This window comes from Neobacillus sp. S1115 (assembly GCF_055385565.1).
Genome location: NZ_AP038275.1, coordinates 4,598,235 through 4,622,494, shown reverse-complemented (window position 1 = coordinate 4,622,494; position 24,260 = coordinate 4,598,235). Strand labels below are relative to the sequence as shown.

23 protein-coding genes, 1 pseudogene and 2 riboswitches are annotated in these 24,260 nt (G+C 41.0%); of the genes and pseudogenes, 17 read left to right on the top strand and 7 right to left on the bottom strand.

The window, feature by feature from the left end:
• Positions 1–66: 66 nt before the first annotated feature.
• Positions 67–765 (bottom strand): helix-turn-helix transcriptional regulator, encoded by a 699-nt coding sequence (locus ACZ5B7_RS22585; protein WP_213144859.1) that lies wholly within the window; start codon positions 763–765, stop codon positions 67–69.
• A gap of 258 nt (positions 766–1,023) precedes the next feature.
• On the opposite strand from ACZ5B7_RS22585, the gene comGA reads away from it, so the two are divergent.
• From comGA to ACZ5B7_RS22545, 8 genes and pseudogenes are all read left to right on the top strand, one after another.
• Positions 1,024–2,076, top strand: coding sequence for a competence type IV pilus ATPase ComGA (gene comGA / locus ACZ5B7_RS22580; RefSeq protein ID WP_464494550.1), 1,053 nt, complete (start codon positions 1,024–1,026; stop codon positions 2,074–2,076).
• Positions 2,060–3,094 carry a competence type IV pilus assembly protein ComGB gene (gene comGB, locus ACZ5B7_RS22575; RefSeq protein ID WP_464491061.1) on the top strand — a complete coding sequence of 345 codons (1,035 nt, stop codon included), beginning with the start codon at positions 2,060–2,062 and terminating at the stop codon, positions 3,092–3,094. The genes comGA and comGB overlap by 17 nt, the downstream gene beginning before the upstream one ends.
• Positions 3,095–3,241: 147 nt before the next feature.
• Positions 3,242–3,598, top strand: coding sequence for a competence type IV pilus major pilin ComGC (gene comGC, locus ACZ5B7_RS22570; protein WP_464491060.1), 357 nt, complete (start codon positions 3,242–3,244; stop codon positions 3,596–3,598).
• Positions 3,595–4,035, top strand: coding sequence for a competence type IV pilus minor pilin ComGD (comGD, locus tag ACZ5B7_RS22565; protein ID WP_213144861.1), 441 nt, complete (start codon positions 3,595–3,597; stop codon positions 4,033–4,035). The genes comGC and comGD overlap by 4 nt, the downstream gene beginning before the upstream one ends.
• Complete coding sequence (comGE, locus tag ACZ5B7_RS22560; protein WP_464491059.1) at positions 4,019–4,351, top strand: competence type IV pilus minor pilin ComGE; 333 nt, start codon at positions 4,019–4,021, stop codon at positions 4,349–4,351. The genes comGD and comGE overlap by 17 nt, the downstream gene beginning before the upstream one ends.
• Positions 4,236–4,775 (top strand): annotated as a pseudogene (gene comGF, locus ACZ5B7_RS22555) (competence type IV pilus minor pilin ComGF). Before comGE ends, comGF begins: the two are co-directional and overlap by 116 nt.
• On the top strand, positions 4,772–5,152 hold the full coding sequence (comGG, locus tag ACZ5B7_RS22550) for a competence type IV pilus minor pilin ComGG (RefSeq protein WP_464491058.1): 381 nt from the start codon (positions 4,772–4,774) through the stop codon (positions 5,150–5,152). The pseudogene comGF and the gene comGG overlap by 4 nt, the downstream one beginning before the upstream one ends.
• 56 nt (positions 5,153–5,208) lie before the next feature.
• Positions 5,209–5,406 carry a YqzE family protein gene (locus tag ACZ5B7_RS22545; protein WP_213120191.1) on the top strand — a complete coding sequence of 66 codons (198 nt, stop codon included), beginning with the start codon at positions 5,209–5,211 and terminating at the stop codon, positions 5,404–5,406.
• Positions 5,407–5,450: 44 nt separating this feature from the next.
• Here ACZ5B7_RS22545 and ACZ5B7_RS22540 read toward each other — a convergent pair whose 3' ends face one another.
• Positions 5,451–6,242 carry a YqhG family protein gene (locus tag ACZ5B7_RS22540; protein WP_423799078.1) on the bottom strand — a complete coding sequence of 264 codons (792 nt, stop codon included), beginning with the start codon at positions 6,240–6,242 and terminating at the stop codon, positions 5,451–5,453.
• Positions 6,220–7,908, bottom strand: coding sequence for a DEAD/DEAH box helicase (locus tag ACZ5B7_RS22535; protein ID WP_213144865.1), 1,689 nt, complete (start codon positions 7,906–7,908; stop codon positions 6,220–6,222). The genes ACZ5B7_RS22540 and ACZ5B7_RS22535 overlap by 23 nt, the downstream gene beginning before the upstream one ends.
• Positions 7,909–8,067: 159 nt before the next feature.
• A riboswitch (glycine riboswitch) is annotated at positions 8,068–8,157 on the top strand.
• A 3-nt stretch (positions 8,158–8,160) separates the two neighbouring features.
• Positions 8,161–8,237, top strand: a riboswitch (glycine riboswitch).
• Positions 8,238–8,388: 151 nt separating this feature from the next.
• Between ACZ5B7_RS22535 and gcvT the strand changes: the two genes are divergently transcribed.
• From gcvT to gcvPB, 3 genes are read left to right on the top strand one after another with little or no spacing between them, the layout of a single operon-like run.
• Positions 8,389–9,495 (top strand): glycine cleavage system aminomethyltransferase GcvT, encoded by a 1,107-nt coding sequence (gene gcvT / locus ACZ5B7_RS22530; protein WP_464494549.1) that lies wholly within the window; start codon positions 8,389–8,391, stop codon positions 9,493–9,495.
• A gap of 18 nt (positions 9,496–9,513) precedes the next feature.
• Complete coding sequence (gcvPA, locus tag ACZ5B7_RS22525) at positions 9,514–10,860, top strand: aminomethyl-transferring glycine dehydrogenase subunit GcvPA (protein ID WP_423799076.1); 1,347 nt, start codon at positions 9,514–9,516, stop codon at positions 10,858–10,860.
• Entirely contained in the window at positions 10,853–12,313 is a 1,461-nt protein-coding gene (gene gcvPB / locus ACZ5B7_RS22520) for an aminomethyl-transferring glycine dehydrogenase subunit GcvPB (RefSeq protein ID WP_423799075.1), read from the top strand. Before gcvPA ends, gcvPB begins: the two co-directional genes overlap by 8 nt.
• Before the next feature lie 136 nt (positions 12,314–12,449).
• On the opposite strand, the gene ACZ5B7_RS22515 is transcribed toward gcvPB, so the two are convergent.
• Entirely contained in the window at positions 12,450–12,833 is a 384-nt protein-coding gene (locus tag ACZ5B7_RS22515; protein WP_213144868.1) for a rhodanese-like domain-containing protein, read from the bottom strand.
• Between the two features lie 181 nt (positions 12,834–13,014).
• Here ACZ5B7_RS22515 and ACZ5B7_RS22510 point away from each other — a divergent pair, with 181 nt between their 5' ends.
• The 6 genes from ACZ5B7_RS22510 (at position 13,015) to ACZ5B7_RS22485 (ending at position 21,927) form a co-directional block, all read left to right on the top strand.
• A complete protein-coding gene (locus ACZ5B7_RS22510; RefSeq protein ID WP_464491057.1) occupies positions 13,015–13,851 on the top strand; it encodes a lipoate--protein ligase family protein in 837 nt (278 codons plus the stop codon).
• A 329-nt stretch (positions 13,852–14,180) separates the two neighbouring features.
• The gene (locus ACZ5B7_RS22505; protein ID WP_464491056.1) at positions 14,181–16,736 is read left to right on the top strand and encodes a vitamin B12-dependent ribonucleotide reductase; all 2,556 of its coding nucleotides are present in this window, start codon (positions 14,181–14,183) and stop codon (positions 16,734–16,736) included.
• Between the two features lie 365 nt (positions 16,737–17,101).
• A complete protein-coding gene (gene copZ, locus ACZ5B7_RS22500) occupies positions 17,102–17,308 on the top strand; it encodes a copper chaperone CopZ (protein ID WP_213144871.1) in 207 nt (68 codons plus the stop codon).
• 40 nt (positions 17,309–17,348) lie between these two features.
• Positions 17,349–19,763, top strand: a complete 2,415-nt coding sequence (locus tag ACZ5B7_RS22495; protein ID WP_464491055.1) for a heavy metal translocating P-type ATPase — start codon at positions 17,349–17,351, stop codon at positions 19,761–19,763.
• A 101-nt stretch (positions 19,764–19,864) separates the two neighbouring features.
• Positions 19,865–20,575, top strand: a complete 711-nt coding sequence (locus ACZ5B7_RS22490) for a response regulator transcription factor (RefSeq protein WP_464491054.1) — start codon at positions 19,865–19,867, stop codon at positions 20,573–20,575.
• A complete protein-coding gene (locus ACZ5B7_RS22485; RefSeq protein WP_464491053.1) occupies positions 20,551–21,927 on the top strand; it encodes a sensor histidine kinase in 1,377 nt (458 codons plus the stop codon). The genes ACZ5B7_RS22490 and ACZ5B7_RS22485 overlap by 25 nt, the downstream gene beginning before the upstream one ends.
• Positions 21,928–21,961: 34 nt before the next feature.
• Here the strand turns inward: ACZ5B7_RS22485 and efp are convergent, their stop codons facing one another.
• The 3 genes from efp to ACZ5B7_RS22470 all read right to left on the bottom strand — a co-directional run bounded on the left by efp (position 21,962) and on the right by ACZ5B7_RS22470 (position 24,178).
• Positions 21,962–22,519 (bottom strand): elongation factor P, encoded by a 558-nt coding sequence (gene efp / locus ACZ5B7_RS22480; protein ID WP_213144875.1) that lies wholly within the window; start codon positions 22,517–22,519, stop codon positions 21,962–21,964.
• A 21-nt stretch (positions 22,520–22,540) separates the two neighbouring features.
• Positions 22,541–23,602: a M24 family metallopeptidase gene (locus tag ACZ5B7_RS22475; RefSeq protein WP_464491052.1), complete on the bottom strand. Its 1,062-nt coding sequence runs from the start codon at positions 23,600–23,602 to the stop codon at positions 22,541–22,543.
• A gap of 78 nt (positions 23,603–23,680) precedes the next feature.
• Positions 23,681–24,178, bottom strand: a complete 498-nt coding sequence (locus ACZ5B7_RS22470) for a YqhR family membrane protein (RefSeq protein ID WP_213144877.1) — start codon at positions 24,176–24,178, stop codon at positions 23,681–23,683.
• Positions 24,179–24,260 lie beyond the last annotated feature (82 nt).

Below are 24,260 nucleotides of genomic sequence, written 5' to 3'. Positions count from 1 at the left end.
CCTTTCGATACCATCATTACAATATTATAAGTAAAAGAAGGAATAATGTAAATAATGGTTTCAGAATTAGTTTGTTACAAATGCTTGATAAGAGCAAGTTTCACAGCCAGCAATCATATTTTCCTTTTCAATCAGGTCAACTGAATCGAACAGCGCTTCAAACATTCCCTTTAAAAATTCATGATGCATATTGCAGACAGCTTCGGTATGTTCTTCCGCTATTTCTTTGAATGGGCAATTGAAAATCGAGAAATAAATTTTCGTTTCATCCCCATTTGCTTCAAATTCCGGATAGAAGCCTGCCAGCGTGGCTGCATTTTTTAATATGCTTAGCTTTTCATCAAAATTTAATTCATCGCCAAGAGCTTTTTTTGCTTTTTCCTGTTCAATCACTTCAACCCCAAAACGCTTCCCTGTTAAATAAAGTGCATCTCTTCCAGCCTCGCCAAGGGAAATCATTGTTTGAATGGCCACTTTTGATAAAAGCATATAATCGCGGAATGGGAAGTGGAGCTGGATTACATCCTCTGACAAACGATATAATCTGCTTGGCCGTCCGCCTTTCCCTGTTTTCTTTGTTTCCGAAACCAGCATGTTCACATCTTCGAGCTTAGAAAGATGCAATCTCGCCACATTCGGGTGGATGTTGAAATTATCCGCGATCTCCTGAACGGTTACTTCCTTGTGGCGTTTGGTAATGTATTGATAAATGTAATATCTAGTTGGATCTGACAACACGTTAGTAATTTTTAACGTTTGTTCCATCTCGTTTCACCTCGGACCCCCATGATTTATTCCATTATAATACAGCGATACTAAAGTGGGAATGAGGTTAACAAGGTAAACACTATATGTTTAGAAAATGTTCACAATTATTGACGATAAATTGTAACAAAATTAGAAATATACTCCTTTTCTTTACAAAAAAACTTTTTTAAAATAAAGAAGGAAGGGTAAGAAGACTGTCGAAAAAACAGAAAAGAAAATTTAAAGGCGGTGATTCCCATTGTTAGTTCAATTGAAATGTTAGCTGACAGAATTATTTGTGACGCTGCAAGAAACCAAGCAACTGACATTCACATAATTCCCAGGCAGAATGACACACTCGTTCAAATCCGGTTAACCAACAAACTTATCCCTCGATTATCCCTTCCAAAAGATGAATGCGACAAATTGATCTCCCATTTTAAATTTAAAGCGAATATGGATATCGGCGAAAGAAGACGTCCACAAAGCGGTGCAATTTTTTGTGAAGTTAACGGACAATTAATGGGGCTTAGGCTATCTACCCTGCCATCCAATACACGCGAAAGCCTTGTCATCAGGCTATTACCCCAGCAGGAGCAAATCCCTTTTCATCAGCTTTCCTTATTTCCGGCAATGACCAGAAAACTTCTAGCTTTATTAAAACATGCTCACGGTTTGATCATTTTTACCGGGCCGACTGGCTCAGGGAAAACAACTACACTATATTCCCTTTTAAATGAAACCGCCCACCTATTCCATCGCAATGTTATTACACTCGAAGACCCGATTGAAAAAAATTACGATTCCGTTTTGCAGGTACAAGTGAATGAAAAAGCTGGTGTCACTTATGCGGCCGGCCTCAAAGCCATCTTAAGACATGACCCGGACATCATAATGGTCGGGGAAATACGGGACGCAGAAACAGCTAGGATTGCTGTACGCGCAGCCTTAACCGGGCATTTAGTGCTTTCAACAATGCACACTAGAGATGCGAAGGGAGCGGTGTTCCGCCTGCACGAATTTGGAGTGAATTGGCTGGAGGTTGAACAGACTTTAATTGCGGTGACTGCCCAAAGACTTGTTGAATTAACCTGTCCATTTTGCGAGGGTGAATGCACTCCATTTTGTTATTCGTATGGAAGGTGGAAGAGGGCGAGTGTGTTTGAGCTTTTGGCGGGGAAAAATTTGAATAGCGCCATGAAAGCTGCAAAGGGAGAGAAGGTTGAAACCCGTTATCGGACAATCCGGGATGTCATTAAAAAGGGGATTGCCTTAGGATTTATTCAGGAATCTGAATACGACAGGCTGGTTTATGATGAAGAATCATAAATGGTCTGTAACTGAGCAAGCCAACTTCTTAAAACAAATTGGCGAGCTGTTGGCACGGGGATATCCAATTGCCGAAGCAATTGATTCCATAGCATTGTACTTGCCTCAGAAGAGAAAGGAGGAGTTATATCAATCATTAACAGTTTTAAAAAACGGGCTGCCGTTTCATGAGGTCCTTGAAAGGCTTGGCTTTCACAAGGATTTAACCGGTTTTGTTTACTTTGCTGAGCAGCATGGAAGTTTTGCCGAAGCGCTGCTTGAGGGCAGCCGTCTCGCATTGTTAAAGGAGAAGGATCTGCATAAGCTTTTAAAATTGCTTCAATATCCAGTATTGCTGCTTTTTATTACCGGGATTCTCTTCGTTTTTCTAGAGAATACATTGCTGCCAAGGTTTACAGAACTTTTTTCATCGCTTGGTTTGGAGGAGAATTTTTTTTCAAAGGTCATCTATGCTTTCGATGAAATTTTCCCAATCGTCATTGGCGCTTTGCTTGCATTCTTATTGGCAACAGCAATTTATTATTATTTTATCTTCCGAAACTATCCCATTTTAAAGCAGCGAATGCTGCTCGTGCGTCTGCCCTTTATCGGCAGAATCCTCAAATTGCTGTTTACTCATTATTTCTCCATTCAATTAAGCTTCCTTTTATCTGGCGGAATTTCAGTTTCAGAGAGCTTGGGTCTCTTTGAGGAAAACAAAAGACAGCCTTTTTACAGTGAACTTGGTAAAGAAATTAAGGCCAAGCTTGTAACGGGCGAAAAATTAGAAACCATATTGGCTTCGATGATTTTTTTTGACAAGGGTTTTCCGATGATTATTAAACACGGCCAGGAAAATGGCAAATTGGAACAGGAATTGCTCTTTTTCAGCAAGCATTGTGTGATGAACCTGGAAGTACTAATTGAAAAAAGCCTAAGGACGATTCAGCCCATTCTTTATCTGTTTATCGGTTTATTAGTTGTTTCCATGTATTTAGCGATCCTTTTACCCATGTTTCATATGCTTGATGGAATTTAGAAAAGCGGAAGCGCCTTGCACAGGGGCGACAGGCATAAGACGAGCCGGCGTGAAGGTTGTTTTGTAACCTTCAGGACGGATTGGCTGTAGACCTGCGAGCCCCTAGGCGCTGTAGCTAGACAATTAAAAAAATGGAGGTTTTGGAAAATGAAAAATATTAAAAGAGATAAACAGGCTGGTTTCACACTGATTGAAATGATGATTGTTATGCTCGTGATTTCTGTAATTTTAATTATTACAATTCCAAACGTCGCTAAACATAACGCAAATATAAAGACTAAGGGCTGTGAAGGCTTTCAGAAAATGGTCGAGGCTCAGGTACAAGCCTATGAAATGGAAAAAGATGAACCAGCAACAATGGAAAAACTAATAAGTGCAGGATATATAAATAAAGATGCCAAGGGCTGCCCAGGAAAAGAAGTTGTGATTGGGTCGGATGGTTCTGTTACGTTGGAAGATGCCATCGATACAAAAACTGCATCTGATACCACCACTAACCAATGAAACATAACCAGCAAGGCTTCACTTTAGCCGAGTCATTAGTAGTCCTATCCATTTTCATGATTTTGTCTTCGGTAACCGTTTTTTCGTTAAAACCACAGCATACGATGGTCGAGGATGAAGCCTTATTAACCCAATTAAAAGCGGATTTATTTTATGCCCAGTCCTATGCGATGTCCCACCAGCAGGAAGTGTCGGTCGTCATTTTGCCTAACGAATCAAAATACTCGCTTGTTTTGCGCTCTGACCAGCCGCATCTGCTCGACAGAACTTACTCCTCAAGTTTTCATATCATCGAAGGTTCGATGCCCTTATATTTCAAATTTCAGCCTGATGGAAATGTAAATAAATTTGGTTCTTTCTTCATAGAAACTGAGAAGAAGACTTATCGAATGACCATTTTAATTGGAAAAGGCCGGTTTTATGTTACAGAACAATAAAGGGTTCTTTTTATTAGAATTACTGTTGTCTTTATCAGCTATGTTTTTGATTTGTTTGGTTTTCATTCCGTCGGTCACGGAATTAAGAAAGCAATCCGTAAATTTGCAGATTGAGAAAAAGATGAGGCAGATCATGTATGAGGAACTGGAGGCAAAATTAATTGATAATCGGACATTTGCCAATTATACATTGGTACAAAATGAGATTGGTTATCAAATTAATTGGAAGGACTCCTTCGGGCAAAAGGAGGTTTGCGTTAAAGTTGAAAAAACGCCCTTACATTTGGAAAATGAAATCTGTGGCAGTCTCGAATGAAAAAGGTTTTACGCTCATTGAGGTAATGTTTTCGTTGGTAATTCTTTCAATTATTGTTTTTTATATGACACCTCTCTTTCAACTTATTCTTGACAATAAGGAGAATCAAGCGAGTATTCAGGCAATGGAATGGGAGGTTTTCTGCAGCCAAATAAAAAAAGAAATCCGCTGGTCGACCAAAGCAGAGGTAGTTTCCAATCGGCTGATCCTAACAAAAGACGGAGAAACCATTTATTATGAAATTTACGGCAGCAATTAAAGAAGACGGGTTAACTCGACGGGGCATGAAATTATCCTGCAGAATGTTTCACAGCATTCGTTTGCTTTGGTGAATAATGCCGTAAAGGTAACGGTAAAGGATTTTAAAGGAATAGAGTATTCTGTTACCGCCTATTCTTTAATTGATTGGAATAAGAGCACATGAAAAATTGCCAAAAAGGCTTCACTTATCCCCTTACATTATGTCTGTTGATCATTTTTCTGCTGTTTTTTTCAATGGAGGTGGAGAAGCTTCTGTCGGAGAGAAAGCTAGCGCACGAATCAGCCGTTATTTTGCAGGAAGAGTATTATTTCTTGTCATCGGTAAAGAAATTTGAAACTCAGGCTCAGGTGTCAGGAACAATCCCGTCTAAAGGAACGTTTGGGTTTCAGAAGGGGAATATGGATTTTCTCGCCGATCCCCCGTCAGGATATGTCCAAAGAGTTTCCTTTACACTCCGGCTTCAGTCGGGAGAATTGGTAAACGGGAAAGGATATTTTGACACGAGGTCAAAAAAGCTAATGAAATGGATTACTTATTGATTTGAAAGGATAAACCTTGGACATACTTGTAATGTAAGTTAAAGGCAGGTGTGTACATGAAAACGAATGATTATGTAAAATATATGACGCAAACAATTGTCAAATATGCGGACCAGCCGAAAGACGAACGAAAACGTCAGCGCCTCGAGCGAAAACAGACCAAAGCATCCTTCTGGTATCGCTGGTTTGGCATCCTTCCCTATATTGTGTATTCAGAGGTTAAGAGACGGAAAATGAAAGACAGTGGACTTTAAAAAGTAACCCCCAAGCATAATTTCACGGCTTGGGGGGTTTCTTTTTATATTGCTTTTTCTGTTAAGTAAAACAGCCCGCCATTGATAAAGGAAATGTGAATTCGCGGCTCATATTGATCCTTGAGAGCCTGTTTTTCTGTCTCATAGCTTTCGTTTTCATCTTCAATGTCCTCATAAAAATGATTCAGCAGTTCTAAATCCTTCTCCCAGCGTATCTTTGCTTCATCGGCCCAGGTATGGTCATCATTTTCAATTACTGATTTTAAATAATTTTCAATTCGAACCATTCCACTTTTTGGTTTAACCAGTGGTGATAATGTAAACGAGTAATCAGGGATTTTCGGCGTTAACGAAATTTTAAGCAGGTAATTATGAAAATCCTCCACCATTTTCCCGTTAATAAGCTGAAGGCCGATTGATTTAAAGATATCGCGTTTACGGTCACATTGATAGGAGATTTTTACATTCATGCACAGCCATGGCAGCAAGGGAGTCTGGACGGCAGAGTTGCCGTGATTTTCATAAAGCCTTATATATCTTGCTAAATTTTTTGTAGACTCAAAAATTTGATGCAGGCGGGGCGAACCAAAATGGATGGTTTCCCCTTTGAGATTTTCAGGTGCTGCTTTTTGGTTGGTGATAAGGGTCAATCTCATTGGATTTGGTATTCCGCCAGTTTTCTCTAAATAATGCCAGTAAAAGGGCCGATTCATTAGTTCCTTATCCATTTCAATTGTTAGTTGGACATCTAAGTATCCAGGGTGATTAGTGACAATGGGACATTCATTTGCCATAAAATAATTTAAAAGAAACTTATGAATTTCCTGCTGCTGCATGTGATTCTCCTTTTTTCATATTTTGTGCAAATTCAATCATTGAAGATAAATTCTCCATTTTAATCCGCATTTCCCCTTCTGAGCAGGAGTCGCCAAAGATATCCATTATATGATCTTCAATATTTCCGAATTCTAGTTTTGTTAGAATATCATCAAGTTCTCCGATGACTCTTTCAAATAAATCAATCTTTTCGTATAAAAGCTTTAAAATATGCTCTTCCACCGTATCTTTGATGGCAAAATTATAAATCATGACATCTTTTTCCTGACCGAGGCGGTGAATCCTTCCTATGCGCTGCTCTAGTCTCATCGGGTTCCACGGCAGATCAAAATTGATAATGTGGTTGCAAAATTGCAGGTTAATCCCTTCCCCGCCCGCTTCAGTGGCAATCAGCACCTGGGCATGCTTTTGGAATAACTCGCGCATCCAGTCCTTTTTCCCGCGCTTGAAACCGCCGCGGAAAGGAACGGAGGAAATTCCGTGCTGCTTTAAGTACCACTGTAAATATAATTGGGTAGCCCGGTATTCCGTAAAAATAATCACTTTATCATTTATTTTCTGAATTAATTCAAGGGCTTTTACTGCCTTGGAATTTTGCTCAACGGTCTCTACCTTTTTAATTAAAAAGTTGATTTGTTCTTGATAGGCCTGCGTTGGGTTTTCCTTTTTAAGAAGCATGTTTTTTAAGGTATAGAAAACGGCCTCGCGGCTTGAGCATGCTTCACGCTGCAAAGTCATCACAGAAAAACTGCTCGTTTGAACCCAGTCTCCCTCATTTTTAAGCTCTAAGATGGAGTCATACAGGTCGCGTTCCGATTTTGTAAATTCAATCGGAATCGTCTCCACATGCCGTTTCGTCCATTCGATTCCTGTATCGGCACGGCGGTTGCGGATCATGACTTTATTGACTAGCTCTTTTAGATGCTGGTCATCATTTAAGGAACGGGAATCACGTTTATATTTTTCGTAAAAGACAGTTTCATTCCCTAAGTGACCAGGCTTTAATAGGGATACGAGGTTAAAAATCTCTTCAATCCTGTTTTGAATAGGTGTTGCCGTCAGCAATAAACAAAACTTCTTTTTTAAGTTTTGAACAAATTCGTAGTTTTTGGTTTTATTATTTTTTAATTTATGGGCTTCATCGATAATGATGAGGTCATAGTCTTGCTTGTAAATGATCTCCCGATGCGGATTTCGTTTCGCCGTATCGATGGAGGAAACAACGACATCACATTGTTCCCAAACATAACTTTTTCTTTGAGTGACAGCCGGTATATAAAATTTGCTATTTAATTCCTGTGCCCACTGGGTGACTAAGGAGGCGGGAACAAGAATTAACACTTTTTTCACTAATCCGCGAATCATGTATTCTTTTAAAATTAACCCCGCCTCGATAGTCTTTCCGAGACCCACTTCATCCGCAAGGATGGCCTTTCCGTTCATGTTTTCAACCACCTGCTTGGCTGTTTCAAGCTGATGAGGGAGAGGCGTCAAATTTGGCAGATGCTTTGGGGCCTGCAGGCCTTCGAATTCCGGGACCACCAAGTGTTTTTCAATATCGATAGCCAATTTAAAAAGCTCCCAATTCCCCCAAGGTCCATCATGATCAATTTTATGTAAAAAATCATCCTGCCAGGAGGAATCAAATTCCATTTCGACATTCATCCGTTTCAGCTCCTTTTTCCGATAAATTGTTATTGCCCGATATGTTGTTTTAATGGTAGGATGATAATAGCTTTGAAAGTTTCAAATATTTAAATAAGGTAATCTATTTTTTAAGTATAATTAGTATGACCAAATTGGAAAAAAATATTATAAGTGCGAATGAAAACAAGGGGAGAGACTACTTTTTGTAGCGCCGAAGGAGCAAGCAGCTTATGTGAATCTCTCAGGCAAAAGAACTCTTGTTGGACGCAGCTCTGGAGAGTGCTGGATGATTCCAGCCACCAAAGGGGACAGCCGATTTAGGTAAACTTTCAGGTGCAAGGACAGAGACCTTCTTTATTGGTAAAGGGAGGTTTCTGTCCTTTTTTGCACCTTTTTGTTGTTTTTAGGAAAACGGCAAGGAGTTTTCCTATTTTTGTTAATTGGCAATAATTCATTTTTACAAATAATGAACATGTAGTAAATGAAGGGGGATTTATGATGACGGAATTAAAACGCACTCCGCTGTTTGAAGTTTACAAGGAATACGGCGGAAAAACCATCGATTTTGGGGGCTGGGAGTTGCCTGTCCAGTTTTCAAGCATCAAGGATGAGCATGAAGCTGTCCGCACGAAAGCCGGTTTATTCGATGTATCCCATATGGGCGAAGTTGAGGTAAAGGGCCCAGACAGCCTTAACTATTTACAAAAATTGATGACAAATGACATCTCAAAAGTGAAAGACGGCGGGGCACAATATACTGCGATGTGCTATGAAAACGGCGGAACTATTGACGACCTGCTTGTTTACAAGGTTGAAGACAATCATTATTTGCTTGTTGTCAACGCATCGAATATTGAAAAGGACTACAACTGGCTGGAGAAGCATCTTGAAGGCGATGTAACAATCGAAAATTTGTCTGAAACAATGGCACAGCTTGCGCTTCAAGGCCCTCTTGCTGAAAAGGTATTACAGAAGCTTGCTTCAGAGACGGATTTAAGTCAAATCGGCTTTTTCAAATTCCAGCAGGAAGTTGTTTTAAATGGGAAAAAAGCACTTGTATCTAGAACTGGTTATACAGGGGAAGACGGCTTTGAAGTATATTGTGATGCCGGTGATGTTATCGAACTCTGGACTGCCATTCTGGAAGCCGGAAAAGACGAGGGAGTTATTCCTTGCGGCCTCGGTGCACGCGACACACTTCGTTTTGAAGCAAACTTAGCGCTTTACGGCCAGGAATTATCACCGGAAATTTCCCCGCTTGAGGCAGGAATTGGCTTTGCAGTGAAATTGAATAAAGAGGCTGATTTTATTGGAAAAGAAGCTCTCGTGAAACAAAAGGAAGCAGGTTTGTCCCGGAAGCTTGTTGGGGTTGAGATGGTTGACCGGGGAATTCCGCGACACGGCTATCCAGTTTACAAAGGGGAAGCGCTAATTGGTGAAGTTACCACCGGTACACAGTCCCCAACCTTAAAGAAAAACATCGGTCTTGCCCTCATTTCTTCCGAACATGCAGGACTCGATACCGAAGTGGAAGTTGAAATTCGCGGCAAACGTTTAAAAGCGAAAGTGGTTCCTACACCTTTTTATAAAAGAGAAAAGAAATAGCAGAAGGGAGCAAGGTTTATGAAACATCGCTATTTACCCATGACTGAACAAGATAAGCAGGCAATGCTGGAGACAATTGGCGTTTCCACTGTCGATGAACTATTCAGTGATATTCCTGAAAAAGTACGATTTAAAGGTGAATACAATATTAAACCGGCAAAATCAGAAACAGCTTTGATGAAAGAACTTTTTCAGTTAGCAAGCCGGAATGCTGATTTAAAATCGAATGTGTCTTTCTTAGGTGCCGGAGTTTATGACCACTATATGCCGGTTATCGTTGACCATGTCATCTCAAGATCAGAGTTCTACACAGCCTATACACCTTACCAACCGGAGATCTCCCAAGGGGAACTGCAGGCGATTTTTGAATTCCAAACAATGATTTGTGAATTAACAGGAATGGATGTGGCTAACTCCTCGATGTATGACGGCGGTACCGCACTTGCTGAAGCAGCAATGCTAAGTGCTGGTCACACTAAACGGAAAACCATCCTGGTTTCCGGTGCTGTTCACCCTGAATCCCGTGAGGTTCTGGAAACTTACGCAAAGGGTCAATACCTTGATGTGATTGAGGTTCCTGTGAAGGATGGCATTACTGATGTTGACGCCCTAAAAGGATTGCTAAATGCTGACGTAGCCGCGGTTGTCGTTCAATATCCAAACTTTTTAGGTCGAATTGAACCATTAAAAGAGCTTGAAGAGATTATTCACGAAAATAAAGCAATGTTTGTTGTTTCCAGCAATCCATTATCACTTGGAATTTTGACACCTCCAGGAAAATTTGGTGCAGATATTGTTGTCGGCGATGCCCAGCCATTCGGAATCCCGACTGCCTTTGGAGGTCCGCACTGTGGCTATTTTGCGGTTACGACAAAGCTAATGCGTAAAGTTCCCGGACGTCTTGTCGGCCAGACAACAGATGACCAAGGCCGCCGCGGTTTTGTTTTAACACTGCAGGCACGTGAGCAGCATATCCGCCGCGATAAGGCGACTTCTAATATTTGCTCCAACCAGGCCTTAAATGCCCTTGCTGCATCTGTTGCGATGACTGCCCTTGGAAAAAAAGGTGTCCGCGAAATCGCAACAGCCAATTTACAAAAGGCTCATTATGCGAAAATCGCTTTTAAAGAAGCAGGGCTTGAAGTAGTTAATGATGGTCACTCCTTTAATGAGTTTGTTGTCAATTTAAATAAACCGGTAAAAGAGGTTAATCAGCAGCTGCTCCAAAAAGGAATCATTGGCGGTTATGATTTGGGCCGTGACTATCCTGAGCTTGCAGGCCATATGCTGATCTGCGTGACAGAGCAAAGAACGAAGGAAGAGATTGATACATTAGTGAAAGAATTGGGGGATTTGCATGCATAATCAAGACCAGAAGCTGATTTTTGAAGTGAGTACACCAGGCCGGGTCGGATACAGCCTTCCGGAAATGGATGTTCCTGAAGCAGATGTTGCTGCGCTCCTTCCAGAAGGATATTTAAGGGAAGAGGAGCCTTTGCTCCCTGAAGTTTCTGAACTGGATATCATGCGCCATTATACGTCCCTCTCCAGACGGAATCACGGTGTAGACTCCGGTTTTTATCCATTAGGGTCTTGTACGATGAAATACAATCCTAAGATTAATGAGAATGTTGCCCGCTACAACGGGTTTGCGCATATTCACCCGCTCCAGGATGAAAGTTCCGTTCAAGGTGCGCTCGAGCTTTTATATGACCTTCAGCAGCATTTAAAAGAAATTACCGGTATGGATGAAGTGACCTTACAGCCGGCAGCAGGTGCCCACGGGGAATGGACCGGATTGATGATGATTCGCGCATACCATGAAGCAAATGGCGACCTAAAACGGACCAAAGTTATCATACCTGACTCCGCTCATGGTACAAACCCAGCTTCTGCAACAGTTGCAGGACTTGAGACGGTTACAGTAAAGTCGAATGAAAATGGTCTTGTAGACTTAGAAGACTTAAGAAGAGTGGTGGGAGAAGATACAGCTGCGTTAATGTTGACGAACCCGAATACACTTGGCCTTTTTGAAGAGCATATTGTCGAAATTGCTGAAATCGTCCACGAAGCTGGCGGTAAGGTTTATTACGACGGGGCGAACCTAAACGCAGTTCTATCAAAAGCCCGCCCGGGTGATATGGGCTTTGACGTAGTTCACTTGAATCTTCACAAAACGTTTACTGGCCCGCACGGAGGCGGCGGTCCTGGTTCCGGTCCTGTTGGTGTGAAGTCAGATTTAATTCCGTTCCTGCCAAGACCGGTTATTGCCAAACGAGGCGACGAATATGTCCTAGATTATGATCGTCCGCAATCAATTGGCCGCGTTAAGCCATACTACGGAAACTTTGGCATTAACGTCCGCGCTTATACCTATATTCGGTCTATGGGGCCAGACGGCTTAAAAGCAGTGACTGAATATGCTGTTTTAAATGCTAACTATATGATGAGAAGATTGGCGGAGTATTATGATCTGCCGTTTGACAGACATTGTAAGCATGAGTTTGTATTAAGCGGAAGACGCCAGAAGAAATTGGGCGTCCGCACATTGGATATTGCGAAGCGACTGCTTGATTTCGGCTTCCATCCACCAACCATTTACTTCCCATTAAATGTGGAAGAATGTATCATGATTGAGCCGACAGAAACAGAATCTAAGGAAACGTTAGATTCCTTTATCGACATCATGATCCAAATCGCCAAGGAAGCCGAGGAAAATCCGGAAATCGTCCAGGAGGCTCCGCACACAACCGTGGTAGGCCGCTTAGATGAAACGACAGCTGCGCGTAAGCCGGTCTTACGATATCAGAATGCATAAAAAGATTAACAGGCTCTGGATTGTTCCGGAGCCTGCTTTTTTTGCTTTTATATCAATTCGCCAATAGACTGTTGTGATTTTTCATAAAAATCAATATAAAGGGCCCCAGAAAGGTTCTGGAGCCCATTAATGACGATTATTTTTTAGCTTTCACTTTACCAGACCACTTTTTGAACCCGCCTTGAAGCTGGGTTAGATCCTTGTAGCCTTTTTTGTGTAAAAATTGTGCTGCACGAGCACTGCGCATGCCGCTTTGGCAATATAAATATACAGGCATGTCCGGTCTGATTTCTTTCATGCGCATTCTAATTTGTGACATTGGAATATTACGTGCTCCTAAAATATGTCCGCCTTCAAATTCATTTGGTTCACGAACATCAATCAGCTGAGCCTTTCTGTATCCTGCACGGAATTCCTCTTCTGTTACTGTTTTTACAATCCTTTTTTGATAAAAAAAAGTAAAAACAGAGTAGATGATAACCGCTACGACAATGATTAATAAAACATAAAGTGAATTCAACTTCTATTTGCCCCCTTCAAGCTTGTTGCACTAGTATTTATTATATAAGTCATTTTCTTAAAGATAAAGAAGAATGGACAAAAATCTTCTTAAAAAATTATACCAAAAACATCTCATTTTGAAATTCCCCTTCATTTTGATAGACTAGTAAAAGGAAATTATAAATAAAAGAGGTTTTTCTATGGAAAAAGAAATATGGCGGTTTATCGATTCTGGCAATAGTTCTCCTGCTTTTAACATGGCATTGGATGAAGCCTTGTTAGATTGGCACAGTGAAGGAAAGATTCCACCGGTAATCCGATTTTACGGCTGGAACCCGCCGACGCTGTCCGTTGGTTACTTTCAAAAGGTTGAAAAAGAAATTGATATGGAAGCGGTAAAAACACACAGGCTTGGCTTTGTCAGAAGACCAACTGGAGGCAGAGGGGTTCTCCATGAGCATGAACTGACATACAGCGTCATTGTTTCAGAGGAGCATCCAGCAATGCCCAAAACAGTTACTGAAGCTTATCGTGTTATTTCTGAAGGGATTTTAAAAGGATTTCATCAACTGGGACTAGAAGCATATTTTGCTGTTCCGAAAACAGCAGAGGAACGGGATGCCTTAAAAAATCCTAGGTCCGCGGTTTGCTTTGATGCCCCCAGCTGGTATGAGTTGGTGGTGGAAGGGCGCAAGGTCGCAGGAAGTGCTCAAACACGGCAGAAGGGTGTCATTCTCCAGCATGGCTCGATTCTTTTGGATCTGGATGACGACAAGCTTTTTAGCTTATTCAAATACCCGAATGACCGGGTGAAGGAGCGGATGAAAAAAGCATTCAAGGATAAGGCTGTTGCCATTAATGCGATTAGTCCGCGAAGGATTACTCTCGATGAGGCCAAGGAAGCTTTTTATAAAGGATTCGCAGAAGGTTTAAATATTGAGCTTGAATCCTATCAGTTGACAGATGAAGAGCTTGCCTATGTTAATAAGCTCGCAAAAGAACGGTATGAAAATGATGAGTGGAATTTTAAGAGATGACTTGCTAAAGCGGCTTTGCCGCTTTTTTCCTATTTCATTGGAGGCAACCGGCGAAAATTGTTAAAATTTCTCGTTTTATAGCGAAAATTGCACTATATCTTTTATTTTCTCGTGAATATATTTATTTTAAAGTTTGACAAAATAATTGTTTTTTGCATGACATACAATATATAGGGGTGTCGAAAATATTTTCGGTACTATATATTGATTTTTTGTTGCCATGCTATGTTCAGATATGGTAACTTAAATTTATTAAATCAACTAGATAAGCAAAAGCTTACTAGATTCTTACACAAGATAGAGAATATATAGATAAAGGAGTTGTATTCATGTCTGTAGTTTTTAGACAAGAATTGAATATTGATTTTGGGAGGTTGAATGAGGATATCCGCCTATTTCCACAGGTGCACCCGGTCACCCCAGATATGAAAATAACTCACAAGGGTGTTTCGCGTTTAGTCATGTTAGACCGCTACACCTTCAAAGATACTGAAAAAATCACCCTCACAAATGGCGACTTTGTTGTTCTTACGATTAAAGAAGATCCAAAATTCCCGGCACGCGGCCTAGGATACATTCAGGAAATCGATTGGGAGAAGAAGAAAGCTAAGGTTTTAGTAGAAGAGGAATTTAGAGGTGTCCTCGATGGTGAAGCAGCAGAAACTGGAGTTATTTATAGTTCGCTGGATGTCATTGAGAAGCCGTTAGAGCTTTTCTATGAGCAGATTGCTAAACGTGTTGCGACTGGCATTGCTGCTGTAGAAGAGACGGAAGAGAAGCGCATCGAATGGACAGAAAAGTTCTATCAAGAGCTAGTGAGCTTGAACTTCATTCCTGCCGGCCGTGTGCTTTATGGCGCGGGCTCTGGCACTGAGGTAACTTATTTCAACTGCTATGTAATGCCGTTCGTAGCGGATTCCCGTGAAGGAATCTCCGACCACCGCAAGCAGGTAATGGAAATCATGAGCCGCGGCGGCGGTGTTGGAACCAATGGTTCGACATTACGGCCAAGAAACACTTTGGCAAGAGGTGTAAACGGCAAATCGTCTGGTTCGGTTTCTTGGTTAGATGATATTGCGAAGTTGACTCATTTGGTCGAACAGGGGGGCTCGCGCAGGGGCGCCCAGATGATCATGCTGGCGGACTGGCATCCTGACATCATTGAATTCATTATTTCTAAGATGCAAAATCCTAGAATCCTTAGATTCTTAATTGAAAATACATCTGATGAAACAATCAAAAAGCTTGCTAAAGAAAAGCTGAAATTTAAACCATTCACCCTTCAAGAAGAAGCGATGTACCAAGGAATTGTAAATTATAAGAACATTCCTGGTTATGGTGGTTTCAGCGAATCAATTATTGCAGATGCTGAGGAAAAACTCGCAACTGGCGGTACTTATTCAGTTCATAATCCAGAGTTCCTCACTGGGGCAAATATCTCTGTTTGTTTAACAAAAGAATTTATGGAAGCTGTTGAAAACGATGGTGAATATGAACTTCGTTTCCCTTACGTAGAAAACTACGACCAAGAGGAAATGAAAATCTATAATGAAAAATGGCATGAAGTTGGAGATGTTCGTGAGTGGGAAAGACTGGGTCACAAAGTTCGCGTCTACAAAAAAATTAAGGCAAAAGAACTTTGGAACTTGGTTAACATTTGTGCGACTTACTCTGCAGAACCTGGTATCTTCTTCATTGATAATGCAAATGACATGACAAATGCGAAAGCATATGGTCAGCAGGTAGTAGCAACGAATCCATGTGGTGAGCAGCCACTCGCACCATTTTCCGTCTGTAACCTTGCTGCAGTAAACCTTGCAGAAATGGCGGATAAGGAAACTAAAACAGTAGACTTTGAAAAATTGAGAAATACAGTAGCAGTTGGCGTCCGCATGCAGGATAACGTCATCAATGCTACCCCATACTTCTTAGAAGAAAACAAAAAGCAAGCTCTCGGTGAACGCCGCGTCGGTCTTGGGGTAATGGGTCTGCACGACCTGCTTATCTACTGCGAGACTGAGTACGGTTCGCCTGAAGGAAATAAGCTGGTCGATCAAGTTTTCGAAACAATTGCAACTACAGCCTACAAAGAATCTGTTGAATTGGCGAAAGAAAAGGGAAGCTTCCCATTCTTAACTGGTGAAACACTTGAGGAAACAAGCCGCTTACGCCAAGCTTTTATTAATACTGGATTTATGAAGAAAATGCCTGAAGGAATCCGTGAATCTATTGTGGAAAACGGAATAAGGAATTCACATTTGCTAACTGTTGCTCCAACGGGTTCCACTGGTACCATGGTTGGCGTTTCAACTGGATTAGAGCCTTATTTCTCATTCTCATATTTCCGCAGCGGACGCCTTGGTAAATTTATCGAAGTAAAAGCAGACATCGTTCAAGAGTATTTAGACCGTAACCCAGAAGCAGATTCAAATAACCTGCCAAACTGGTTCGTCACTGCGATGAATCTTGCTCCTGAAGCACACGCGGATGTCCAATGTGTCATTCAGCGCTGGATTGACAGTTCCATCAGTAAAACAGTTAATGCACCAAAAGGATACAGCGTTGAGCAGGTTGAAAAGGTATACGAGCGTTTATACCGTGGCGGTGCAAAAGGCGGTACTGTCTATGTAGACGGATCACGCGATTCTCAGGTTTTAACGTTGAAAGCTGAAGAAAACACAAATGAACAATTATCTATCTTTGAAAAAGAAGAAAAGCAGCATGTAGTCTTAGTTGAAACCATCACTGACCTTCGTTCAACGGATGTAACGATTGGTTCTGAAGTCGGCAACACATGCCCGGTATGCCGCAAAGGAAAAGTTAAAGAAATTGGCGGCTGTAATACATGTACTAACTGTGGCGCACAATTAAAGTGTGGACTTTAATAGTTAAAAAGGGATGGAGAGTGATTTCTCCATTCTTTTTTATTTGAATAATATTATATCGACATAACTTTGTGATCGAATTGTAATTTCCTTTTTGTTAAAAGTAAAATATTCCTATATTTTCACCCCAACTAACGCCATCTTCAAACGAAAAAGGCAAATTAAATTTGACCGTTTCATGACACATAAAAAACTACATACGGTCTTTATATTGTTTTGCTAGATTAAAAACATAAACAAGCTACAGCAGCATATGAGGACATTTTGTGAAACCCAGACAAAACACTTTACATAGGGTAGGGGGGTATAGTAACATGAAATTAGAAATCAAAAATAACAAATACATTTTTGAAAGGATGATTAACATGGAAAAAGTAACATTAAACGTAAAAGGAATGTCTTGTGGACATTGTGTAAAGGCGGTTGAAGGAAGTGTTGGGACCCTGGATGGTGTCACTGCCGTTAAGGTGAATTTAGACGCAGCAACGGTTGATGTCGAGTTCAACCCGCAAACCGTCAGCCTCGATCAAATCAAAGAAACAATCGATGATCAAGGCTATGATGTAGTTTAAAAAGACAATTTCAACTCACTATATGAGGAGTTGACTTACTATGAGTCAAACTATAAAAGAAACAAGCCTGCAAATTTCCGGTATGACCTGTGCAGCCTGTGCGGCCAGAATTGAAAAGGGTCTGAAAAAACTAACCGGAGTAGAAACAGCAACTGTCAATCTTGCATTAGAAAAATCGGCAATTAAGTACGATCCTTCCCAGATAAAACTGGAAGAAATCGAACAGAAGATTAAAGATTTAGGCTATGATGTCGTAACCGAAAAAGTGGAATTTGATATTACAGGAATGACTTGTGCAGCCTGCTCGGCACGGATTGAAAAGGGCTTAAATAAGCTAGAGGGCATCACAAAGGCAAACGTTAACCTGGCACTTGAAAAAGCAACTGTAGAATACAACGGTTCCGCCCTGACAACTGCAGACATCATAAAAAAGGTTGAAAATCTTGGCTACGGGGCAAGACTCAAAGAGGAAACAAAAGATCAAGTAGACCATCGCCAAAAGGAAATCGAAAAGCAATCAAAAAAATTTATCTTCTCGGCAATTTTGTCTTTTCCGCTTTTATGGGCAATGGCAGGGCATTTTTCGTTTACATCTTTTATTTGGGTACCGGATATGTTCATGAATCCATGGTTTCAACTGCTCCTCGCTACACCGGTTCAATTCTTAATTGGCGGCCAGTTTTACATCGGTGCCTATAAAGCCTTAAAAAATAAAAGTGCCAACATGGATGTACTTGTTGCATTGGGAACATCGGCCGCTTATTTTTACAGTTTATATTTGTCAATCACCACGATTGGCGAAGGTGTTCATATGGTGGAACTCTATTATGAGACCAGTGCTGTTTTAATCACCTTAATCATATTAGGCAAGCTTTTTGAAGCAAGAGCAAAGGGACGATCCTCAGAGGCAATCAAAAAATTGATGGGGCTCCAAGCCAAAACGGCTACTGTAAACCGCGATGGCCGCGAAATGGAAATCCCGATTGAAGAAGTCATTGTCGGCGATATCCTTTACATCAGACCAGGCGAAAAAATTCCTGTTGACGGCAGAATTGTAGAGGGCCAATCTGCTATCGATGAGTCAATGCTGACCGGTGAAAGTGTTCCGGTTGATAAAAAAATTGGCGATGAAGTCATCGGAGCCACGCTGAACAAAAATGGTTTTCTAAAAGTTGAAGCAACAAAGGTTGGCCGGGATACCGCTTTAGCACAAATTATTAAAGTGGTTGAAGAGGCGCAGGGCTCCAAAGCCCCTATCCAACGGCTTGCCGACAAAATATCCGGAGTTTTTGTTCCAGTTGTCGTGACCATTGCTGTAATAACCTTTATTATCTGGTATTTGTGGGTAGAACCCGGTAATTTCGCTGAAAGCTTAGAAAAAATGATTGCTGTATTAGTGATTGCCTGTCCGTGTGCTTTAGGATTGGCGACACCTACCTCCATCATGGCCGGTTCCGGTCGTTCCGCTGAATATGGAATTCTTTTTAAAGGCGGCGAACATTTGGAAATGACCCACCGCATCACAACGGTGGTTTTGGATAAAACGGGTACAGTAACAAATGGGACACCGGTGTTAACTGATGTCCGCCACACCAATTCAATTACTGAGGAAGAATTTTTAAGCTTGGTTGGTTCGGCTGAAAAACAATCAGAACATCCGCTTGCCCAGGCCATTGTGCAGGGAATTAAAGACAAGGGTGTATTATTAAAGGAGCCAACTGATTTTGAAGCCATCCCCGGTTTTGGAATAAAAGCGTCACTGGAAGGAAAGCAATTAATAATTGGTACAAGAAAGCTTATGACAAAATTTAATGTGGAAATAGAAGCTGTACTTCCTCAAATGGAGGAACTCGAAAGAGCCGGGAAAACTGCAATGTTAGCAGCTATCGACGGGCAATATGCAGGGATTGTGGCGGTCGCTGATACAATTAAAGCAACCTCCAAAACAGCCATCAGCCGCCTCAAAAAGATGGGTCTTGAGGTTATCATGATTACTGGTGATAATCAGCAGACAGCAAAGGCCATAGCAGGCCAAGCAGGAATTGACACCGTCATCGCGGAGGTTTTGCCTGAAGGAAAAGCAGCAGAAATTAAAAAGCTGCAAGCGGAAGGCAAGAAAGTGGCAATGGTCGGGGACGGCATTAATGATGCACCTGCTCTCGCCGTGGCAGATATTGGAATGGCGATTGGGACAGGCACCGATGTCGCCATGGAAGCGGCTGATATCACGCTCATTCGCGGTGACTTAAACAGCATTGCAGATGCTATCTTCATGAGCAAAAAAACAATCACAAACATAAAGCAGAACTTATTCTGGGCGATGGCCTACAATTCCTTGGGCATTCCGATTGCAGCCCTTGGGTTCCTAGCTCCTTGGCTAGCTGGGGCAGCAATGGCGTTCAGTTCGGTTTCTGTTGTCCTGAACGCACTTAGATTACAAAAAGTTAAACTATAAATTTTTAAAAGGCTGACACACAATTGTCAGCCTTTTCCTGCGTTTTCACCATTGCCAGCAAGTATACTTTACTTATCAAAACAGCAATCAGGTGATTTCAAATGAACCAAATTTTATTGATTGAGGATGAACGAAGCGTATCAGATGTAATTAAAGCTTATTTAGAGAAGAACGGCTACAAAGTCTACTGGGCTGGCAATGGATCAAAAGGATTGGAAATCTTTAAATCAGCGAATATAGACCTTGTTATTCTCGACCTGATGCTCCCCGATATGGCTGGAGAGGATGTTTGCAAAAAGATGAGGGAAACATCAGATGTCCATATTTTTATGCTGACAGCAAAAGGTTCTCTAAATGACCGTGTTGAAGGATTAAATATTGGCGCCGATGAATATCTCGTTAAACCCTTCAGTCCAAGGGAATTGACAGCAAGGGTCAATGCTCTTTTCCGCAGATTAAACGGTACAAACTCATCAGTCTGGATGATTTTTGATGATGGGAACTTATCCATTCATTTTGAAAAAAGGCTGGTTACCGTGAGGGGAGAAGAAATCCCGTTCACACCGAATGAATTTGATATTCTCTGGGCATTAGCGGCTTGTAAGGGCAAGGTATTATCAAGAGAGCAGCTAATTGGGAAGGTATATGGTGAAAATTTTGATGGCTTTGATCGGACTATTGATGTCCATATCAAAAATATCCGCAAGAAAATTGAAATGGATACGAGAAACCCAAAATATATTATCACGGTCCTAAAAGCAGGCTATAAATTTGGCGGTGAGCTAAAATGCATTCCATTAGCCGCAGATTAAGTTTATTTTTTATTGCATGCACCATTGCCTCTATCCTGCTTGTGACATTGACTGTAAATCTTACAGTTACCAATAAATTTAATCAATACATGATGGACATTCAAAACAAGAGGTACGAAAGAATTATTGCCTATTTTGAAGATGCCTATAAAAAAGATGGCAGATTAACAGAAAACACCGGAATTGAACTCATGCATGAGGCCTATATGGGCAATTATTGCATTACGTTAAGGGACCAGCATGAGCAAACGATTTGGGGAATGGACCCGAAGGAAGTCAAAAACCAATTAAACATGGGGACAATGCCAGTCCAGCAAAAAGGAGTCTATACCACAAAGACATTTAAGCTTAATGAGGAAGATAAAGTAGTTGGCTATGTGGATATCGGCCAGTATTCTTCTGTCCTCCTAACGGAGGAAGATCAAAACTTTAAATCGTCCATAAATAAAAGCATAATTGCCAGCGGACTGTTGACCCTCCTCATCATAACTGGTTTAAGTCTCTATTTTTCGAAGCAATTTTCGAGTCCTATTAAGGAAGTGGCCAAGCTTTCTGTTGACTTGTCCAAGGGGAATTTTAACAGTAAATCCGTTGTGAAAAGCAACATTCACGAGCTAGAGGACTTGCGAAAAAGTGTAAACATATTGGCTGGTAAATTACAGTTTCAGGATATGCTCAGACAGAGATTAATCTCAGATATTTCACATGAAATAAGGACACCGTTAAATGTCCTGCAAAACAATCTAGAAGCCATGATTGACGGGGTATATCCAGTTACGCAAGAAAAGCTTCATTATCTAAATGAGGAGGTAATCAGGTTTGGCAGGCTGATTAACAACTTAAATGTCTTAAAGGAATTTGAGTATGAAAGCACCAAGCTGAGTTATGAAATCATCGAACTTGAACAATTGCTTCTGGAGCTTTGTCGTGATTTTCATGCACCTTCTGAAAAGAAAAAACTTAAAATCGATCTCGCCATCCAACCGGATAAAAAGTTTTCAATTACCGGAGACAAAGATAAAATCAAGCAGGTATTTGTTAACCTGCTGGCAAATGCCATTAAATTCACTACTGCAGGCGGCAGGATTCTTGTCCAATTATATGAAAAGAATGATGATATTATTGTGGAAGTAGTTGATACTGGCATTGGTATTAACAAAGAGGACCTCCCTTTTATTTTCGAAAGATTGTACAGGGGAGATAAAAGCAGGCAGGAAATTGAGGGAAATGGAATTGGCCTGACCATAGTTAAAAACATCTTACAACTGCACGATGCCTCCATCGAAGCAGAGAGTGAAGAAGGAATAGGTAGTAAATTTACCATCTGTTTTCCGAAAATAAAAAAGCCTTAAGCGCCCAAATAGGGTCTTAAGGCTCTTTTCACAATTAAGCTCTTGATACGTAAGTACCTTCAGCTGTGTTGATGATCAAGCGGTCACCTTGGTTAATGAAGAAAGGAACCTGAACAACAAGACCGGTTTCCATCGTAGCCGGCTTGGAGCCGCCTGATGCAGTGTCACCTTTAATGCCAGGCTCAGTTTCAGTTACTTCAAGTTCAACCGTGTTTGGCAGTTCAACTCCAAGTGTTTCGGTCTGGAACATCATGATATGAACTTCCATGTTTTCCTTTAAAAACTTTAATTCATATTCAATGCTTGCAGCAGGCAGTTCAACCTGCTCGTAGGAATCCATGTCCATAAACACGTGTTGGTCGCCGCTTGCATACAGATACTGCATTTTACGGTTATCAATTTGTGCTTTTTCTACTTTTTCGCCAGCACGGAATGTTTTTTCCTGCATGGCTCCGGTACGCAGGTTACGCAATTTGGAGCGGACAAACGCTGCTCCTTTACCAGGTTTTACGTGCTGGAAGTCCATGACGCGCCATAAGCCGCCATCCACTTCAATGGTTAATCCAGTACGGAAGTCGTTAACAGAAATCATTGGCAAATCCTCCTAAAATAGTTACAAAATAATTAAGTCTTTTGTAGAATGTGTGAGCCTTTCGTTATGATCCTTCGTAATAAGCGTATCGTCTTCAATTCTAACGCCGCCCAGTCCAGGAATATAAATGCCCGGTTCACAAGTTACAACCATACCTGGTTCTAAGATAATGTCAGATTTTAATGAAAGAGCCGGTCCCTCGTGAACCTCAAGCCCAATCCCATGTCCGGTGGAATGTCCAAAGTACTCTCCGTACCCTTGCTCTGTTATGTAGTCCCGAGTTAAAGCATCCGCTTCTTTTCCTGTCATTCCAGGTCTGAAACCATCGATGCCGCGTAATTGAGCGTCGAGGACAATCTGATAAATTTCCTTCAGCTTGGCGTCAGGCTCGCCGACAGCAACAGTCCTTGTAATATCGGAAACATACCCTTTATAATAGGCACCAAAATCAAGGGTGACCATATCTCCTTTTTCAATGACTTTGTCAGAGGCAACACCATGCGGAAGGGCCGAGCGATACCCTGAAGCGACGATGGTATCAAAGGAAGAAGATACTGCTCCGGCTTTTCTCATAAAGAATTCCAGCTCATTCGATACTTCCAGCTCCGTTTTTCCCGGCCGAAGGAAGTCTAAAATATGTTTAAATGCGGCATCAGCTATATCCGCTGCTTCCTTTAATATCTTAATCTCTGAATCGGTCTTTATCAAGCGTAACTTTTCGATTAATCCCGAAACAGGGACAAGTTCAGCTTCTACCTCTTTTTCATATACTTTAAAGGAGGAGTATGTTAAATAGTCCTCTTCTAAACCTAATTTTTGAATCCCTATTTTTTTCGCCTGTTCAGCGACTTCTTTAGGAAGCGTATCTGAAAATTTAATGATTTCAAACCCTTCACATTGCTTTTGGGCTTGTTCAACATAACGAAAATCTGTAATAAATAGAGCCTTATCAGCACTGATTAAAACAATGCCTGCTGTACCTGTGAAATTTGATATGTAACGGCGGTTATAGGGGCTTGTAATAAGTATGCCATCGATTCCCTCTGCTGAAAAACTTGACCTTAATTTTTCTAATTTCTCCATCGTGTCCACTCTCCTTTTCCAATCCGTTAACGGACACAATTATTTTATCATAACCACACAAATACGACTAATAACAGTTTAAGTGGCTGGTTCGTTTTTTTGTACTTCTTGATTTTGATATTCATAGCTGATCGAGTAACCAACGAAAATCCCATACAGAATATAGAGACAAAGGGAAGACAGGATGGTATCTCTGCTTAAATCGAATATTGGTTTCATCCCAGGAAAAAGAGGATTCAGAACAACAAAAACAATTAAAAATAAAATGATTCCATATCCTAAGCCAATCCACATACCTTTCAGCTTTTTTAATAACGCATAATATAGGTAGGCTGCACCAACTGATAGGACGCCCATGATGAGAATGGACAAAATCGTTCCTTTCCAGCCATATTTCCAGTTCCCCAGCATCCATGGTTCAAGGATTATATTTGGACGAATTTCTGTTAAACTAAAGTAGCTTGCAAAAAAACCAATCGTTCCCCAAAAAACACCTCCAAATAAACCAGTCCAAAAGACCATTACCGGCAAGGACATCGGCTTAGGATATTTTCCCGCTTTTTTTTCAGAAGCCATACAACAACCTCCATAACTTTTTGATACAAATTATTGATTCGTACCTTAATAAATACCAATTTTATTATGCCCCTGTAACAAC

Coding starts and splice junctions, on each gene's coding strand:
- ACZ5B7_RS22585 (WP_213144859.1), bottom strand. CDS start 765: ATGGAACAAACGTTAAAAATTACTAACGTGTTGTCAGATCCAACTAGA.
- comGA (WP_464494550.1), top strand. CDS start 1,024: ATGTTAGCTGACAGAATTATTTGTGACGCTGCAAGAAACCAAGCAACT.
- comGB (WP_464491061.1), top strand. CDS start 2,060: ATGATGAAGAATCATAAATGGTCTGTAACTGAGCAAGCCAACTTCTTA.
- comGC (WP_464491060.1), top strand. CDS start 3,242: ATGAAAAATATTAAAAGAGATAAACAGGCTGGTTTCACACTGATTGAA.
- comGD (WP_213144861.1), top strand. CDS start 3,595: ATGAAACATAACCAGCAAGGCTTCACTTTAGCCGAGTCATTAGTAGTC.
- comGE (WP_464491059.1), top strand. CDS start 4,019: ATGTTACAGAACAATAAAGGGTTCTTTTTATTAGAATTACTGTTGTCT.
- comGG (WP_464491058.1), top strand. CDS start 4,772: ATGAAAAATTGCCAAAAAGGCTTCACTTATCCCCTTACATTATGTCTG.
- ACZ5B7_RS22545 (WP_213120191.1), top strand. CDS start 5,209: ATGAAAACGAATGATTATGTAAAATATATGACGCAAACAATTGTCAAA.
- ACZ5B7_RS22540 (WP_423799078.1), bottom strand. CDS start 6,242: ATGCAGCAGCAGGAAATTCATAAGTTTCTTTTAAATTATTTTATGGCA.
- ACZ5B7_RS22535 (WP_213144865.1), bottom strand. CDS start 7,908: ATGAATGTCGAAATGGAATTTGATTCCTCCTGGCAGGATGATTTTTTA.
- gcvT (WP_464494549.1), top strand. CDS start 8,389: ATGACGGAATTAAAACGCACTCCGCTGTTTGAAGTTTACAAGGAATAC.
- gcvPA (WP_423799076.1), top strand. CDS start 9,514: ATGAAACATCGCTATTTACCCATGACTGAACAAGATAAGCAGGCAATG.
- gcvPB (WP_423799075.1), top strand. CDS start 10,853: ATGCATAATCAAGACCAGAAGCTGATTTTTGAAGTGAGTACACCAGGC.
- ACZ5B7_RS22510 (WP_464491057.1), top strand. CDS start 13,015: ATGGAAAAAGAAATATGGCGGTTTATCGATTCTGGCAATAGTTCTCCT.
- ACZ5B7_RS22505 (WP_464491056.1), top strand. CDS start 14,181: ATGTCTGTAGTTTTTAGACAAGAATTGAATATTGATTTTGGGAGGTTG.
- copZ (WP_213144871.1), top strand. CDS start 17,102: ATGGAAAAAGTAACATTAAACGTAAAAGGAATGTCTTGTGGACATTGT.
- ACZ5B7_RS22495 (WP_464491055.1), top strand. CDS start 17,349: ATGAGTCAAACTATAAAAGAAACAAGCCTGCAAATTTCCGGTATGACC.
- ACZ5B7_RS22490 (WP_464491054.1), top strand. CDS start 19,865: ATGAACCAAATTTTATTGATTGAGGATGAACGAAGCGTATCAGATGTA.
- ACZ5B7_RS22485 (WP_464491053.1), top strand. CDS start 20,551: ATGCATTCCATTAGCCGCAGATTAAGTTTATTTTTTATTGCATGCACC.
- efp (WP_213144875.1), bottom strand. CDS start 22,519: ATGATTTCTGTTAACGACTTCCGTACTGGATTAACCATTGAAGTGGAT.
- ACZ5B7_RS22475 (WP_464491052.1), bottom strand. CDS start 23,602: ATGGAGAAATTAGAAAAATTAAGGTCAAGTTTTTCAGCAGAGGGAATC.
- ACZ5B7_RS22470 (WP_213144877.1), bottom strand. CDS start 24,178: ATGGCTTCTGAAAAAAAAGCGGGAAAATATCCTAAGCCGATGTCCTTG.